The sequence below is a fragment of the Acinetobacter sp. 1566109 genome, from assembly GCF_000582255.1.
Classification (GTDB): Bacteria; Pseudomonadota; Gammaproteobacteria; order Pseudomonadales; family Moraxellaceae; genus Acinetobacter; species Acinetobacter nosocomialis.
Window position 1 is genome coordinate 66,065 of sequence record NZ_JEYB01000009.1, and the last position, 15,796, is coordinate 81,860.

The 15,796-nt window shown below is 38.7% G+C and carries 14 protein-coding genes and 1 pseudogene; 7 read left to right on the top strand and 8 right to left on the bottom strand.

What is annotated here, in order from left to right:
• Nucleotides 1-1,182 carry an efflux RND transporter periplasmic adaptor subunit gene (locus tag J582_RS10185; RefSeq protein ID WP_023187985.1) on the bottom strand — a complete coding sequence of 394 codons (1,182 nt, stop codon included), beginning with the start codon at nt 1,180-1,182 and terminating at the stop codon, nt 1-3.
• Between the two features lie 450 nt (nt 1,183-1,632).
• On the opposite strand from J582_RS10185, the gene J582_RS10190 reads away from it, so the two are divergent.
• Nucleotides 1,633-2,616: a cation diffusion facilitator family transporter gene (locus J582_RS10190; RefSeq protein ID WP_032047825.1), complete on the top strand. Its 984-nt coding sequence runs from the start codon at nt 1,633-1,635 to the stop codon at nt 2,614-2,616.
• Between the two features lie 40 nt (nt 2,617-2,656).
• Entirely contained in the window at nt 2,657-4,345 is a 1,689-nt protein-coding gene (locus J582_RS10195) for a hypothetical protein (protein WP_023187987.1), read from the top strand.
• A 224-nt stretch (nt 4,346-4,569) separates the two neighbouring features.
• Here J582_RS10195 and J582_RS10200 read toward each other — a convergent pair whose 3' ends face one another.
• Nucleotides 4,570-4,884: an ArsR/SmtB family transcription factor gene (locus J582_RS10200; RefSeq protein WP_023187988.1), complete on the bottom strand. Its 315-nt coding sequence runs from the start codon at nt 4,882-4,884 to the stop codon at nt 4,570-4,572.
• 120 nt (nt 4,885-5,004) lie between these two features.
• Between J582_RS10200 and J582_RS10205 the strand changes: the two genes are divergently transcribed.
• The 3 genes from J582_RS10205 (at nt 5,005) to J582_RS10215 (ending at nt 9,686) form a co-directional block, all read left to right on the top strand.
• Entirely contained in the window at nt 5,005-7,491 is a 2,487-nt protein-coding gene (locus J582_RS10205) for a heavy metal translocating P-type ATPase (protein WP_023187989.1), read from the top strand.
• A 10-nt stretch (nt 7,492-7,501) separates the two neighbouring features.
• Nucleotides 7,502-7,960: a Cu(I)-responsive transcriptional regulator gene (gene cueR, locus J582_RS10210; RefSeq protein WP_023187990.1), complete on the top strand. Its 459-nt coding sequence runs from the start codon at nt 7,502-7,504 to the stop codon at nt 7,958-7,960.
• 133 nt (nt 7,961-8,093) lie between these two features.
• Nucleotides 8,094-9,686 (top strand): hypothetical protein, encoded by a 1,593-nt coding sequence (locus J582_RS10215; RefSeq protein WP_023187991.1) that lies wholly within the window; start codon nt 8,094-8,096, stop codon nt 9,684-9,686.
• A gap of 55 nt (nt 9,687-9,741) precedes the next feature.
• On the opposite strand, the pseudogene J582_RS0104545 reads toward J582_RS10215, so the two are convergent.
• A pseudogene (locus tag J582_RS0104545) lies at nt 9,742-10,614 on the bottom strand (LysR substrate-binding domain-containing protein).
• Nucleotides 10,615-10,781: 167 nt separating this feature from the next.
• Between J582_RS0104545 and J582_RS10220 the strand changes: the two are divergent.
• Nucleotides 10,782-11,372 carry a pyridoxamine 5'-phosphate oxidase family protein gene (locus tag J582_RS10220; protein ID WP_023187992.1) on the top strand — a complete coding sequence of 197 codons (591 nt, stop codon included), beginning with the start codon at nt 10,782-10,784 and terminating at the stop codon, nt 11,370-11,372.
• 25 nt (nt 11,373-11,397) lie between these two features.
• Nucleotides 11,398-12,270, top strand: a complete 873-nt coding sequence (locus tag J582_RS10225) for a DMT family transporter (protein ID WP_023187993.1) — start codon at nt 11,398-11,400, stop codon at nt 12,268-12,270.
• 64 nt (nt 12,271-12,334) lie between these two features.
• Here J582_RS10225 and J582_RS10230 read toward each other — a convergent pair whose 3' ends face one another.
• The 5 genes from J582_RS10230 to J582_RS10250 form a co-directional block, all read right to left on the bottom strand.
• Complete coding sequence (locus J582_RS10230) at nt 12,335-12,523, bottom strand: heavy-metal-associated domain-containing protein (RefSeq protein WP_023187994.1); 189 nt, start codon at nt 12,521-12,523, stop codon at nt 12,335-12,337.
• 94 nt (nt 12,524-12,617) lie between these two features.
• On the bottom strand, nt 12,618-13,925 hold the full coding sequence (locus J582_RS10235; protein ID WP_023187995.1) for an MFS transporter: 1,308 nt from the start codon (nt 13,923-13,925) through the stop codon (nt 12,618-12,620).
• A 76-nt stretch (nt 13,926-14,001) separates the two neighbouring features.
• Nucleotides 14,002-14,691, bottom strand: a complete 690-nt coding sequence (locus J582_RS10240) for a hypothetical protein (protein WP_023187996.1) — start codon at nt 14,689-14,691, stop codon at nt 14,002-14,004.
• 10 nt (nt 14,692-14,701) lie between these two features.
• Nucleotides 14,702-15,415, bottom strand: a complete 714-nt coding sequence (locus J582_RS10245; RefSeq protein ID WP_023270952.1) for a HupE/UreJ family protein — start codon at nt 15,413-15,415, stop codon at nt 14,702-14,704.
• A gap of 40 nt (nt 15,416-15,455) precedes the next feature.
• Nucleotides 15,456-15,788, bottom strand: coding sequence for a hypothetical protein (locus tag J582_RS10250; RefSeq protein WP_023187998.1), 333 nt, complete (start codon nt 15,786-15,788; stop codon nt 15,456-15,458).
• Between the last annotated feature and the right edge of the window lie 8 nt (nt 15,789-15,796).

Here is a 15,796-nt window from a genome sequence, read left to right on the forward strand (position 1 = left end):
TTATTTCCCCTGTGCGGCACTTTCAGTCGGAGTAGGCGTTTGCATTGGAACGATATTTGGCTTGACCTGCATTCCTGGGCGAACCAGCCCTTTAATAATGACTTTATCGCCAGTTTGCAGACCACTGCTAATAATCCGCAATCCATCAACGACCGAGCCAAGTGTTACAGGCCTAAATTCAACCGTATTATTCGAACCAAGAACCAGAACAAAATTATTGCCCTGATCTGTACCCACCGCCTGATCATCTATCAGAATGGTGGACTGTTTATTTCCAGTGGTCAGCTTAACTCTGGCAAACATACCTGGTGCTAATTCACCTGAATCATTGGTAATAGATGCCCTAACCCGTAGCGTCCCTGTACGCTGGTCAATTTGAGTACTTACAAAGTTTAATTTCCCTGTATAAGGATAAGTTTCTGTATTTGCCAATCCCATTTCGATTGGCAAGTTGAATTGTCCAGATTTATTTTGTCCCTTTAGATTGAGAAAGGTTTTTTCATCAAGGTCAAAATAAACATACAGCGGATTGACTGAAACGATGGTGGTTAAGGCTGTGGCATTGCCTGTATTTCCACCTGCAATCAAGTTACCACTGGTGACAAGAACACGGTCAATACGTCCTGAAATCGGTGCTGTAATATTGGTATAAGATAAATCCAGCTTCGCTGCACTGACGGCTGCCTGAGCCTCCTGTACTTGAGCCTGACGGTTATTTTTGGTTGCCAGTGCATCGTCATAAACCTTATTGGAGACGGCACCACTTTCGACCAGTTTATTTGCCCGGTTAAAATCCAGAACAGCCTGGCTATACTGAACCTCTGCTGCTTTCAGTCGTGCCTGGGCTGTCTTCAGAGCAACCTGAAAAGGTGCAGGATCAATTTTAAATAATACCTGTCCCTTACGAACATAACTGCCCTCAGGAACACTAACACTATTAATGACACCACCGACTCGGGACTTGATTTCAACGCTTTGTGGTGCCGATAAGTAGCCTGTATATTCGGCAGTTGGATTAAGTTCTTGTGTAATTACTTCCGCAACTGGAACCTGAGGAATAGGCATTTGAGCTGAACTAGCTTGTTGCTTGGGTTGATCCGATATATTTTTTGCTGTGTACAGCAGACCACCTGAGATAGCAATCACTACTGCTACAGCAACCGCTGTCATTCGTTTTTTCATGATATTCACCTTTTATGCAAAGCTACATCACTCTGGATAGGTTTCTGTAGCAGTTGCACACATGCTAATGTTTCCAATAATTGGAAGGTCAATAGGGTGATCTGAATAGATTATACAAATGAACATATATTTATATGAATTATTAAAAAGTGAATTTCTATAAGTTTAATAGTCCGTTTTTTCAGCTTTATAAAACATACCTCCGTCTATGGAAATTAAATTCATGCAATATCCCTCCAGTATTAGACTGTCAAATTATTCATTTTATCCTAAGTAGAAATTTCTCTTAGAATAAGTAAAAACAGTATTACTTTAGAAAATTTGATTCCCTATTAGCTCAAAAATGGCACATGCCATTGATTATATTAAAATTAATAAATTAAATTTGACAATTTTTACATATGAACATATATTCATATGTAAAAATATATACATGTTAGGTTTTTATACATGAGTAATCAACGCGATCACAATCATAAATGTCATGATCATTCGCATGAAGGTCATGATCATTCACATGTTCCTGATGTGAGTAACGGAAACGAAAGAAAAATTCTGATTTCGTTTTTTATCATTTTCGGGTTCATGCTTGTAGAAGCCACTGGAGGAATCATCTCTGGTTCACTCGCACTTCTGGCTGATGCAGGGCATATGCTTACAGATGCCGTTGCCTTAGGTTTAGCTTATGCTGCCTTTCGTTTCGGTCGCCGCATTGCAGATAATTCAAAAACATTTGGATACATGCGATTCGAAGTTATTGCTGGCTTAATGAATTCTCTTACATTATTCGCAATCGTTGGATGGATTATTTATGAGGCTATTGAACGCTTTCAATCACCTCAACCTGTCATGGCAGGACCGATGTTTATCGTTGCTATTATAGGTATGCTCGTTAACTTATTTGTTTTATGGTACTTAACAAGAGGCGATACAGAACATGTCAATGTTAAAGGAGCTATTCTCCATGTAATGGGCGATTTACTCGGCTCTGTTGGAGCAATTATTGCTGCCATAGTGATTTGGTACACAGGCTGGACTCCTATCGATCCAATTTTATCTGTTCTAGTTTCTTTACTTGTACTACGCAGCGCATGGTCTTTATTTAAACGTACTCTTCATATTTTACTTGAGGGTGCTCCTGAGAATGCTAATGCCCAAGAGATCACTGAATATCTTTTGAAAAATGTAAGTGGTATTGAAAAAATTACCCATATACATATTTGGATGATTACATCAGGTAGATCTATGGCAACGTTGCATGTCAAACCCAAAGATGGAGTTGACCTCGCGACATTAACTCTCAACATTGAGAATGAGCTAAAATCCAAATTTTCTATTGAACATCCAACTATAGCCATTGATTGGCAAGGCAATAGTACTTGTAGCTTAGAAAACCCAACTCAAATTGATCCACACGCTGGACATAATCACTAACCTTAAATCTTTATTGTTATTCACTGATGAGGAGACTTTAATGTCTGATAAATACTACAATTTAGGAGATTACCAGCGTCAAATAACTACGTCATCTCCTGATACTCAACTTTGGTTTGATCGTGGCTTATTATGGACATATTGTTTCAATCCGAGTGAAGCCATAAATTGTTTTAAGAAAGCTCTAGAACATGATGCAAAATGCGCAATGGCTTATTGGGGCATCGCCTTTGCATCTGGTCCAAATTACAATAAAGCTTGGCATTTATTTGATCCTTCAGACTTACAGAATACCATTCCATATATTAATGAAATTATGGAACAAGCAAAGTTAGCAGCGACTCATAATGCGACACAATTTGAGAAAGATTTAATTGATGCCCTTGCTCCACGCTTTCCAAAACACGTGACTATAGATGAACAAGACTTTCATGAGCTGAATTTTGCATATGCTCAAGCTATGAGATCATTTTATGAAAAATATTCTAATGATCTTGATGCAGCTGCAATGTTTGCAGATGCACTCATGTGCTTGAGCCCTCGTAAATTGTGGGATTTAGATACCGGTGAAGCCATAGGTTTAGGTACAGTTGAAGCTAGAAACGTGCTTGAAGTTGCTTTCACTAAACCTGGGGCAAATCGTCATCCTGTAATTAATCATCTCTATATACATTTAATGGAAATGTCACCTTATCCTGAAGTTGCATTGCCAGCTGCTGATAACCTTCGTAATTTATCACCTGATGGGTCACATTTAGCCCATATGTCCACACATATTGATAATGCATGCGGAGATTGGCGTCGAGTGGTTTATTCTAATCTTGATGCAATCGCAGCCGATGAAAGATATTTTTCTAGAGAAAAGAATCCAGGTGGTTGGAATATCTTGTATCGCGTTCATAATTTAATGGTAGGTGCTTATGGTGCAATGATGGCAGGTAAATCACAGGAAGCGTTATTTATGGCTCATCGTATCAATGACATTTTAACACCCGAAGTACTACATATCACTACACCGCCAATGGCTAATTTAACTGAAAGCCATTGCACAACACTACCACATGTTATGATTAGATTTGGCATGTGGGAAGATATTCTGAAACTTGAGCTACCTAAAGATAAAGGTCTATATAGTTCCACAACCGCAATGATTCACTACGCAAAAGGCATAGCATTTGCTTCATTAAGAAGAGTTAAAGAGGCCGAAAAAGAAAGAGAGTCTTTTATAAAAGCAGTAGCTAATGTATCAGAAGAGCGCTTTAACTCTATACCTGTTAAAGAGGTCGAAGCTTTAAAAATTGCTGCCAAAATGATTCATGGCGAAATTGAGTATCGTAAAGGTAATACGAAAGAAGCATTCGCAATCTTGCGAGAAGGCATTAAATTAGAAGATGCTCTTCCTTATTGTGATCCTCCAGCTTGGTTACAACCAGTTCGGCATGCATTCTGCGCACTTAATATGGAACAAGGAAACTTTGAAGTAGCAGCCCAAGAATATCGGATTGAACTGGGGCTAGAAGGTGACCTTGGACGTCGCCGAATTCGCCCTAACAATGTATGGAGTCTTCATGGACTTTATGAGTGTTTAGCAAAACTAGGTCTAGAGAAAGAAGCTCGAGATATTTCGCTGCAACGTGATATAGCACTTGCCTCGGCTGATATTAATATTGAAGCATCCTGTTTCTGCCGATTAAGTGCATTTGAAGATAACACTACAAGTTGCTGTTAAAAACAGATAGCACTTTCCTCAAATAGATATCAAGGCATATAGCTAGACATTTCTTAATTATATGCCCTTGATCTTAACTTTTTGTAGATGATACTGATAACTTAAATAAATGCATGATATATTTCTTGTTTAGAGTAATAAAAATAAAGAATTCCTATAACCCTCTTTCCCCTTAAAGTTATTTAATTTAGATATTTTTGCAATACATTACGTACTACTATAAATTAGTGCTCCTCACTAATATGACTTGCCATATCTAATAAAACCTGACTAACATGTAAATCATCAATCTCATAAAATACTTGTTTAGATTGTCTTTCGCCTTTGACTAAACGAGCTGAACGCAATAAACGAAGATTATGACTGACTAAAGATTGGGATAAATCAAGAGCATCACTGATTTCACCTACTGAACTAGGCCCCCGCATACAAAAAAGTAGAATTTTAAGTCGTGAAGCATCACCTAATAGCCGAAATGTTTCAGCTAAAGACATAATCTCATCTTGAGATAATGGTATCGGGTGATTATTAAAATTCATACTAATACTTAAATTCCTATTATTTAGAAAATATATATGTTTACATATTCTACCCTTGACCTTCCCATAATGGCAAGGTTTATGCTCTTAATAATTGGGTAAGCACTATAGGTATATCTTATGGGAAAGGCAACAGATAAGCTTTCTAATAATATGAAAGTTACATTAAAAATTGAAGGGATGACATGTGCCAGCTGTGTTGGGCGTGTTGAAACAGCACTCAAAAAAGTTGATGGTGTACAGTCTGCCTCGGTCAATCTAGCGACAGAACGTGCAGATATTGTACTTGATCAGCCTGTGGATCGTCAGGTACTGGTTCATGCCATTGAACAATCAGGTTATGACGTGCCCGCAAATAATATTGAATTATCAATTAAAGGCATGACCTGTGCTAGTTGTGTAGGTCGTGTCGAAAAAGCCCTTAAAGCCGTTGCAGGTGTAAAAGAGGCCAATGTCAATCTTGCGACTGAGCGTGCAACGGTCAGTGGTTCAGCAAATGTCGATGACTTGATTACCGCAATTGATAAAGCTGGTTACGATGCCACAGAAATTCAAGCTTCTATTCCTGACCAGACAGAGCTGCTTGAGAAAAAAGATCAAGAACGTGCTGAACTTAAGCGTGATTTGATTCTTGCAACCCTATTGGCTTTGCCTGTATTTATTTTGGAAATGGGATCTCACCTTATCCCTGGTGTTCATCAACTGATTGATCAAACTATTGGGATGCAGAATAGCTGGTATTTACAATTCATCCTGACCACGTTGGTTTTAGTTATTCCAGGACGAAGATTCTATCTAAAAGGTTTGCCTGCATTACTCCGTTTAGCACCTGATATGAACTCGCTGGTTGCGGTTGGTACATTAGCAGCTTACCTATTTTCTATTGTTGCCACATTCATACCCAACATCCTTCCCACAGGAACGGTAAATGTATATTACGAAGCTGCTGCGGTGATTGTGGCATTAATCTTACTGGGTCGTTTTCTTGAAGCAAAAGCCAAAGGGCGAACATCTGAAGCAATCCAGCGTTTAGTCAGCTTACAGGCCAAAACTGCCCATGTTTTACGCGATGGCCAAATGGTAGATATTGCACTAGACCAAGTGGTTGCAGATGACATTATCATTGTGAAACCAGGTGAAAGAATCCCTGTCGATGGTCAAGTCACTGATGGAAAAAGTTTTGTTGATGAATCCATGATTACGGGTGAACCAATCCCTGTTGAGAAAGGCATCGGCAGTGATGTGGTAGGCGGCACCATTAACCAGAATGGCACGTTGACCTTTACCGCTGTGGCGGTGGGTGGCGAAACTATGCTGGCTCAAATCATTCGTTTGGTTGAGCAAGCACAGGGTTCTAAAATGCCGATTCAAGCTGTGGTGGATAAAGTTACCTTATGGTTTGTCCCTGCGGTGATGATTGCCGCAGTACTTACATTCCTAGTCTGGCTTATTTTTGGTCCATCACCAGCCTTAACCTTTGCGTTGGTTAATGCTGTGGCAGTGCTGATCATTGCTTGCCCGTGTGCAATGGGATTAGCGACACCAACCTCAATTATGGTGGGTACAGGTCGTGGTGCAGAGTTAGGAGTGTTGTTCCGTAAAGGTGAAGCCTTACAACTATTAAAAGATGCTAAAGTTGTTGCAGTTGATAAAACAGGGACGTTGACAGAGGGTCATCCTGTGCTGACTGACTTTGAAGTAACCCAATTGTTTGAGCGTGATTATGTTCTAGGCATGGTTGCGGCTGTCGAATCCCGTTCTGAACATCCGATTGCTAAAGCAATTGTTGATGCGGCAAAAAGTGAAAACCTAGCTCTACCTAAAGTCGATACCTTTGATTCAGTCACTGGTATGGGTGTCTATGCAACCATCAATGGTAATGAAAAAATCAATATTGGTGCAGACCGTTATATGGTTCAACTTGGTATTGATGTTGCTCCATTTGCTGTTACAGCTCAGCGTCTTGGTGATGAGGGTAAATCCCCTCTTTATGTTGCTGTCGATGGCGAACTAGCAGGAATTATTGCAGTTGCCGACCCAATCAAATCCACAACGCCAGCAGCGATTAAGGCTCTACACCAATTAGGGCTTAAGGTGGCAATGGTTACTGGTGACAATGTTCGTACTGCTCAAGCGATTGCCAAACAATTGGGTATTGATGAAGTGATTGCTGAAGTTTTACCAGAGGGTAAAGTTAGTGCGGTTAAAGAGCTGAAAGCAAAATATGGCCATATCGCTTTTGTGGGTGATGGTATTAACGATGCGCCAGCTTTGGCTGAAGCTGATGTGGGACTTGCGATTGGTACAGGTACAGATGTTGCAATTGAATCTGCCGATGTCGTGTTAATGTCAGGGAACTTACAAGGTGTTGCCAATGCGATTGCCTTGTCCAAAGCAACGATTGGTAATATTCATCAGAACTTATTCTGGGCATTTGCCTATAACACCATGTTGATTCCTGTTGCTGCTGGTATATTGTACCCAGCCTATGGAATACTGATGTCCCCAATCTTTGCAGCAGGTGCAATGGCTTTGTCCAGTGTATTTGTACTCGGTAATGCATTACGTTTACGTCGATTCCAGTCACCATCCGTCAGTCAAGGCTAAGGAGGATATGATGAACATTGGTAAAGTCTCTAAAGCTTCAGGAGTTACCGCCAAGATGATTCGTTATTACGAGCAGATTGGCCTGATTCCCGCTGCTGGACGTAATAATGCAGGATATCGCTCTTACTCAGTAAATGATGTTGAACGTTTAAAGTTTATCAAACGAAGTCGTGAACTCGGTTTTTCAGTAGCGGAAATATCAGACCTACTCGATTTATGGAATAACCGCAGTAGACAGAGTGCTGATGTCAAACGCCTGGCTCAGGGTCATATTGAAAAGCTGGAAGAACGTATCAATGACCTACAGCAAATGGCGAATACTCTCAAGGACTTAATCGACTGCTGTGCTGGTGATAATAGACCTGATTGTCCGATTCTTGAAGGTTTGCAAGAGCCCCACAATGATATAAAGGACGTTCACCATCATAATGACCTGCTTTCCGTTTCACCTTTAACCCGAAAGAAATGACAAATAATGGGAGGTTATATCAATATAACCTCCTATGCCATACCTATAAAAATTCTTATAAATCAATATAGCTTATTGACTTCTAATATCAGTTCTTCAAAATCTAATTAATTAACTACATTTATGAATATATATGTCAAAAAGAACAAGAGATAATTTCACCCAAAGAACAATTGATGCACTACGTCGCAGAGTATCAAACTGTTGTTCAAACCCTGAATGCTATGTTCTAACAGTGGAGCCTCAAGCGACTGATCCAACAAAAGTAATTGATACAGGTGTAGCAGCACATATTTGTGCTGCATCTATCGGTGGTCCTCGCTATAAGGCAGAGATGACAACTGAAGAAAGAAAAGACATCAATAATGCAATTTGGCTTTGTGCACATTGCTCTATAAAAATAGATAGGGAACCAGAGGCTTATCCAGCCCCTTTATTGCACCATTGGAAGAAAGAAGCAGAACATAGAATAAAAATTAATTCAAACTCAAGGCTTTATACGCAGAATGAGGCAGACTACAAAGTTCATCGTACCTTATTACAAGGTATAGGAGTAAACCTATCTGATCGAATGCAGACTTCCATCTCAGAAGTAGCAAGAGCTGTAAAATCATATATTCATAAATTAGACCCACGGCTAGATGTGGAATACTCTTTTATCAATGGTTCTAACCACTTTGAGATCAATGTTAAAGAAGATACAGATGATCCTGTTATCATCAACTTTATTCCTATTGATCCATCTGAATATAATGAAAAATTTTCGGACTTAATAGATCATGGCCAAACTCTCTCATGTGATATTGCCAAGGTAACCACCAACTCATTAGGGCTAGACTCAATATTTCCCCAGAACCTAAAGGATGGCATCCTGATTATTGAGCCCAATAATAAAAGAACTGCCATTGTTGAGATACAGGATGAAGAGGGTGAAACGCTTATGAGTTTTGAAGATGAATTGATATTAGGAAAAGAAACCTTTTCCTTTTCCTCCATGAAATATAATCATCTTCTAAGTTTTAAAATCAATAAAATTCCATATTCTGGACAACCTATAAAGGATGGTTTTAATCTGGATTTAAACTTCCAGTTATGGGATAACAAAAACTTATCTAAATTACCTTACTTTGATCAAATTTTTAAATTTTATAAATCATTGTCAAATAGTAAAGAATTCAAAGCAATCATATATATAGATGGTTTAGAAGTATTCTCTTCAAGCACCTCAATTGGAAAAACTTATTTTTCCAGACTATTACCTTTACTATCATATACTTATTATTGCAGACTCATTTGTAATGTTCTTCATATCGAATTACCATTCAAAAGTGACATTACGTTTAGTATTGAAGAATACCGCGATGTTTTTGAAACTGCCAAGGCAATAAAAGCAGTTCAGATCAATAATAAATTTTCTTGTACTTTTACCTTGATTAGGGACTCTCTACTATCTATCAGCACCTTTATGGGAAGTAGTGAGATTATTATCCAACAGAATATAATTATAGAGCTCGACAATGTATTCAAAGAGAATATAAAGAAAGATGTTTTTATAAGACATACATTCACTAATCCAAATTTATCTGTAATTAATAATACTAAATCCAAGAAAAATTATACTTACAAAATCAAAGCAGATAACAAACACCATCTTGGTCGATATAAAAGGATGACCACATTAACTCCAATAACACCTGCAAATGAAAAAGAGGTTATGTCTATATGACCACATATATAACCAATAAAGTAAGAATATATAAGTCAATTACTTAAAGAGTTTTTTAATTAGTACCAAGATATTCTATACACCACTGCCAAATCTTGTTCACAGTAGTATTAGAGTGTGAGGATTTTTTCCGTACAAGATAATAACTTGGTTCAATGGTCATTATTTCCGAAACAACCTGTACCAGTTTTCCTGATTTAATCTCTTCATCTACAAAGGCTCGGCATGCTAACGCAATGCCTTGCCCTGACAAAGCAGCGTCTAATGCCAGAGTGGTTTGACTAAAAACAAGTCCAGATAACTTAACATTTGTATTTAGGAACTTGGGCCAGTTATCGTGAGCATCATGTAGAAGTGGCATTGATATTAATTGTTCAGGCTTTAAAGGAAGAGTTAAATCTTGGACAAGAAAAGGACTTGCCACAACAATCAGTTCCTGACGGAACAATAACTGCGCTTCCAAATTCTCTGGAAATGACTTTTTAGTAAGGCGTACAGCAATATCAACCTGATCCCGATCAAAATCTGATACAGCTTCAGTAGCTAATGTATGCAGCTTGATATCAGGCAATGATGTATGTAGTTTACCTAAAAGAGGGATCAACAACTTGGCAGCAATCGTCGGAGTTACACTAATGGTTACGCTATCAGGTTGATCCAAAATCGATTCCGTTTATTCTGTAAGAATATCAAAGGCATGAGTCATATTGACCAAGTAATTAGCTCCCTCTGGAGTCAAAGCCAGTCCTCTTGGAAGACGCTGAAATAGTGTAACCCCCAGATGTTCCTCCAATGCCCGGACCTGCTGAGCAATCGCACCTTGGGTAACTCCCAGTTCATCCGCAGCAGCACGGAAACTCAACTTCCGTCCTGCCGATTCAAAAGCACGCAAAGCATTTAAAGATGGGAGTTTCCGACGAGATAACATAGAACCAAATAGACAGTAGTTTTTCTACACTCTAATGCGTTTATTAATCGTGTGCAAGTCATTCAACTAGTTGAAATAATGTCCTAATAAAAGCAATTTTTATGCTGAGTCTTCCTTTAGAAAATAAAGTATAGGACTGGAAAATTATCCTGACTGAGGTGTCTGTTATGGCAAATGATCTTATTCAAATTAATACTTTGGCCTGGAAAGAACTTGAATTGGCAACTATCACCCCTGAATCAGGTTTCCGCTATATCAATCTATGCTCGGTAGATAAAGAGGATACGCCACAGGCCAGAATGGTCGTGCTAAGACATGTAAATCAATTAAAACGTATTCTTGAGATCCATACCGATATTCGCAGTCCAAAATGGAATGAACTCTTGGCAAACCCATCTACGACCATTCTGGGGTTTTGCTCAAAGACGCGTTTGCAGCTTCGCCTAAAAGGTATTGCCACACTTCATGCTTCTGGTACTGAAGTTGCTCAACAGGCATGGCAATCATTGAGTATATGGACACAGAGAACCTATACGGGTGGACCACCAGGAGATGAGTGTGCTTTTACCACTGGTTGCCACTCACTTCTAGAAACAGACAGTGATGAAAGACAAGATGGATATTCATGTTTTGGTGTTATTTCTGTCCAGATTGAGATTTTAGACTGGTTTCAATTGCAGCACCAAAACAACCAGCGTGCATATTTCACTTATGACAACGATGGAAATTTGATGAATAGCCATTGGATTAACCCCTAAACTGACTCAATAGGATACAGATAAGATGCTTCGCGCTTATGTCGCACTAGTTCTACTTGGAATCATTTGGGGAACAAATTTTATCTATATGAAATGGGCCACTATCCTTATTTCCCCCTCACAAACCGTATTCCTGCGAGTCCTATTTGGATTTCTTCCTCTTTTAGTGATTGCTATTTATACAAGGGCAATCAATCGCCAGCAATTACGTTATCTCCCTCATTTCACCGTGATGTCAGTATTGGCAACGACACTCTATTATTATGGGTTTGTCGCTGGAACAGCTCTTCTTCCCACCAGTATCGCTGGACTGCTTAGTGGCTCTATTCCCATTTTTACGTTCTTGGCTTCCATCATATTTCTTCGTGAGGAACAACCTACAAAGCGGATGACCCTTGGAATTATACTAGGATTCCTAGGCATCATCTTAAGTGCCAGACCATGGGAAAGCACACAGGAGATCCCTTTGATGGGTATCGTATGGATGATTGTTGGAACACTCAGTGTTGGATGTTCTTTTGTTTATGCCCGATATTTTCTTTCTCCCTTAAACTTACCTCCAGTGGCATTAGCAACATGGCAGTCAGGCATCGCAACACTTACATTGTTGCTTCTAACAGACTTTGACCATATTACTGCGATTACATCGGACATCCATACACTATGGGGGGTGATTATTGGCCTAGGGATGTTGGGAACGGGAGGTGCTTTCTTCATTTATTACTACATCATTCAAAAGCTTGGACCAGTAAAAGCTGCTGGGGCTACATATATTGCCCCAATTGTGGCTGTTATCATTGGCGCTATGATTGGAGAAAGTATAGGAGTAATTGAATTATTGGCATTAGTTTTGATTCTTGGAGGGGTGGTGTTAATTCAACTTCCCAAAAATACTTAAGTTTTAGCTTTTTATTGGAAATAAAAAGCGACTACTTTGAGTCGCTTTATTATTTTGTTCACTCTTAGCGAGGAGGAAAACCAGCCTCTGTTAAAGCCTCAACCACTTGTTGCTGAGTTGCAGTTGTTTCAACTTTCACACTGCGATTTGGAGGATCAGTAATTACCTTTGCATTAGCATCAACTGCTTGAATTGCTCTGGTGACACCACGGGCACAACCGCCACAGGTCATACCTTCAACATGAAATTCCATATTTATCTCCACTATTATTCAAGATTTATTTAATATAAACCTTGCCATAATTGTAAGGTCAAGTCTTACTAAAATTTAATTAAGTAAAAAGTAGTTATTTTGGCCATTTCTGGTGGTAATCATCAATTACATATTCATGAATATGGATTCCATTGACCAGATGTTGTTGCAAATGCTCATGTTCTGGTGGTAAATCATCATGATTATGAGCCAAATACATTTCGTCCTGAGCTGACCATACACGCATCGCAAGTATGAGTGAAATAACGGCAATTACTGCCATAGGTATAAAAGTCTGTAATGTTCCCACATTGGTACTCAACCACCCAACTAATGGATAAGTAATCAACCAGCACGCATGAGAAAACGCAAATTGTGCTGCAAATAAAGCTGTTCTATTTTCACTGGATGCTGATTTACGAATTAATCGCCCTGTTGGTGTTTGAGCCACTGAATAGCCCACACCTAAAATAAACCACAATGCCAATAACCAAGCATAGGAATGAATAAAATAGCCAGAGAACAAGCCAATGGTCAGTATGGTTGTACCTGTTAACATCACGGTTCTATCATTAAATTTATCAAGAACTTTAGGCAATATAAATGCTGAAAGCATAGAACCAAGACCAAATAGACCAAACGCCCAAGTTGTTGCATGTTCTGTCAGTTTAAAGGTTGATTGAACCAGTACCACTGTATTGACAATAACTACAGCACTTGCCGAAGCAATGGCTAGATTTAATGCAAGTAAGGCTTTCAATCGTGGAGTATTAAAATATATTTTTGCCCCCTGTTTGATTCGACTATATATACCTTTAAATTCAGGAATTTTTGCTACAGGTAGTTTTGCACTGACAACAAATAATGCTGAACCAATGAAGCCAATGACTGTACCTAAGAATAAATTGTTATAACTAATAACTGTCAATAACAGCCCTGCTAACATCGGGCTAATTATATTTTCTAAATCATAAGCTAGACGGGACAATGATAAGGCGTTGGTATAATCTTTTTCATCAGGCAATACATCTGGAATCGTTGCCTGAAATGTAGGGGTAAATGCTGCTGATGCGGATTGTAAAATAAAAATTAACAGGTAAATCTGCCAGATTTGGGTTACAAATGGTAAGCAAAGTGCTGTTAATGCCCGAATAATATCTAATCCAACCAAAACCTTTTTTCGGGGTAAACGTTCTGCAAAAGCTGAGGCAACAGGTGCGACGGCAATATAAGCAATCATTTTAATTGCCAGTGCAATACCGAGAACCTGTGCCGCTTTTTCGCCAGCCATATCATACGCAAGTAAAGCCAATGCAATCGTAATTAAGCCAGTACCAATTAATGCAATCACTTGTGCAAGAAATAGATGTCTATATGTTGTGTTTTTTAATACTGTAAACATTTTATCGGCTCTCCTAGTTCACCTGCTTTATCCATAGGACACTTAAGAGCATTGCCCTTAAATGTCCTTAAATAGATTAAAAAATCCGTTTTATTTCACTAAACTGTCCTTCAACTGTTAAAGTTACTGTGACAGATTCTTTGTTACGGTTTCGCCAGAACCAACCATGTTTACCGTCAAATGCAGCCGTTAAAGTCCCTGATTGCTGAGTTTCATTTCGACCTTTGCCATAACCATGATAAAAATCTTTCGGGGCATTCACTGGGTCTCCATGTGTATCAAAATTCAAACCACCACCTGATGTTTTCCAGTCGAAATTAACACTTGCACCTTTAGGCATTGCCAGTTTCACTTCTGTTGCCTGACCAGCCTTGAGGTCAATCGAAATAGATTCTTTGGTCACAGCAGGTATCATTTTGGCTGGTTCACTTTCATTTGAAACCTTTGTATTTGCTTCTGTTTGTCCTAGAGCTTGGGTTGCCTCTGAAACACTAGTATCTTGTCCAGAAATATCAAACTCTTCTGCAAAACCGCCAGTGTTTTCGCCCAATCCCTGTTCAGCTTCTTTGGCTAAAGACTGTTTAATTTCTCCCATCTCAACCAAACCAATGGCTTTTCCTATACCTGTTGGGTCGATACCATATTCAGCGGGCATCACACATGTCACTAATACAACTACCGCACTTATGGCTGCAATTACTGTTGATTTAATCAACTTTTTGGAAGATGGAAGTTGAATATTTTTTGGAATTTCAGTGTTGTACATAATTCAATCCTTATTGTGTGATAAAGCCAGTAAGCTGATAGCCGACCAATAAAAAACCAAGAAACATCAAAAAGACATTACTTTGATAAGCTGTTTTAAAGAAGTAAGGGGTTTTTCGCCACATGGTCATAAATAGCAAAATGATGCACAGTGCCATGAGCTGACCGAGTTCAACACCGACATTAAATGAAATTAAATTTGCCAATAGGCCATCTTTAGGGACTTCATATTCCTGAATTTTGACGGCTAAACCAAAACCATGTATCAGACCAAAAATTAAGGTTGCAATTTTGGTATTGGGTTGATACCCAAACCATCTTTGATAAGCACCCAAATTATCTAAGGCTTTATAAACAATAGAGAAACCAATGATTGCATCAATAATGTAGGCATTCATTGAGATGTTGTAGTACACACCAATCAGCATGGTGATTGAGTGACCAATGGCAAAAAGGCTGACATATAAGCCTATATCTTTTATTCGATATAGGAAGAAAATAATGCCAACGAGAAACAATAGGTGGTCGTATCCCGTGAGCATATGTTTCGCTCCCAAATAGATAAATGGGATGATATGGACACCGTAGATTTCCTGAATGTAACCTTTGTCACCTTCCGAAACACCATGCGCAAATAACATTGGGCTAAACAAGAATAGGCTTAATACTACTATCAGTTTTAAGCGGCTTCTTGATTTCACCCACTGCAAGAAAGAACTTGTCATATAAATTAAACTCCAAAAAATTAAATGATGAATTGATAATTCATTCATTTTTTGGCGGTTTAAAAATGCGACTCATCACTAAAAGGGTATAGTGTTTGATTCTGTCAATAATTTGAGAATTGAAAATCAGTACAATAAAACTAATATTTTGACCAACATCATAACCAACAAAATGTTCATGATAAGTATCTTGGTGGCTATGTATATGCGGTTGATTCACTTCATGTGGATGTGTTTCTGCATAAGGTGCGTTCTGAAATGAACTGATTTCAGTTACATGTGTATTAGAATGCAGGCACAATGCAAGACTAAGGATGCAGACAAGCCACATCATTGTTCCTTTAAACTTTTTATCTTGCACCATGCCTATCATTTCATTTC

Coding starts and splice junctions, on each gene's coding strand:
- J582_RS10185 (WP_023187985.1), bottom strand. CDS start 1,182: ATGAAAAAACGAATGACAGCGGTTGCTGTAGCAGTAGTGATTGCTATC.
- J582_RS10190 (WP_032047825.1), top strand. CDS start 1,633: ATGAGTAATCAACGCGATCACAATCATAAATGTCATGATCATTCGCAT.
- J582_RS10195 (WP_023187987.1), top strand. CDS start 2,657: ATGTCTGATAAATACTACAATTTAGGAGATTACCAGCGTCAAATAACT.
- J582_RS10200 (WP_023187988.1), bottom strand. CDS start 4,884: ATGAATTTTAATAATCACCCGATACCATTATCTCAAGATGAGATTATG.
- J582_RS10205 (WP_023187989.1), top strand. CDS start 5,005: ATGGGAAAGGCAACAGATAAGCTTTCTAATAATATGAAAGTTACATTA.
- cueR (WP_023187990.1), top strand. CDS start 7,502: ATGAACATTGGTAAAGTCTCTAAAGCTTCAGGAGTTACCGCCAAGATG.
- J582_RS10215 (WP_023187991.1), top strand. CDS start 8,094: ATGTCAAAAAGAACAAGAGATAATTTCACCCAAAGAACAATTGATGCA.
- J582_RS10220 (WP_023187992.1), top strand. CDS start 10,782: ATGGCAAATGATCTTATTCAAATTAATACTTTGGCCTGGAAAGAACTT.
- J582_RS10225 (WP_023187993.1), top strand. CDS start 11,398: ATGCTTCGCGCTTATGTCGCACTAGTTCTACTTGGAATCATTTGGGGA.
- J582_RS10230 (WP_023187994.1), bottom strand. CDS start 12,523: ATGGAATTTCATGTTGAAGGTATGACCTGTGGCGGTTGTGCCCGTGGT.
- J582_RS10235 (WP_023187995.1), bottom strand. CDS start 13,925: ATGTTTACAGTATTAAAAAACACAACATATAGACATCTATTTCTTGCA.
- J582_RS10240 (WP_023187996.1), bottom strand. CDS start 14,691: ATGTACAACACTGAAATTCCAAAAAATATTCAACTTCCATCTTCCAAA.
- J582_RS10245 (WP_023270952.1), bottom strand. CDS start 15,415: ATGACAAGTTCTTTCTTGCAGTGGGTGAAATCAAGAAGCCGCTTAAAA.
- J582_RS10250 (WP_023187998.1), bottom strand. CDS start 15,788: ATGATAGGCATGGTGCAAGATAAAAAGTTTAAAGGAACAATGATGTGG.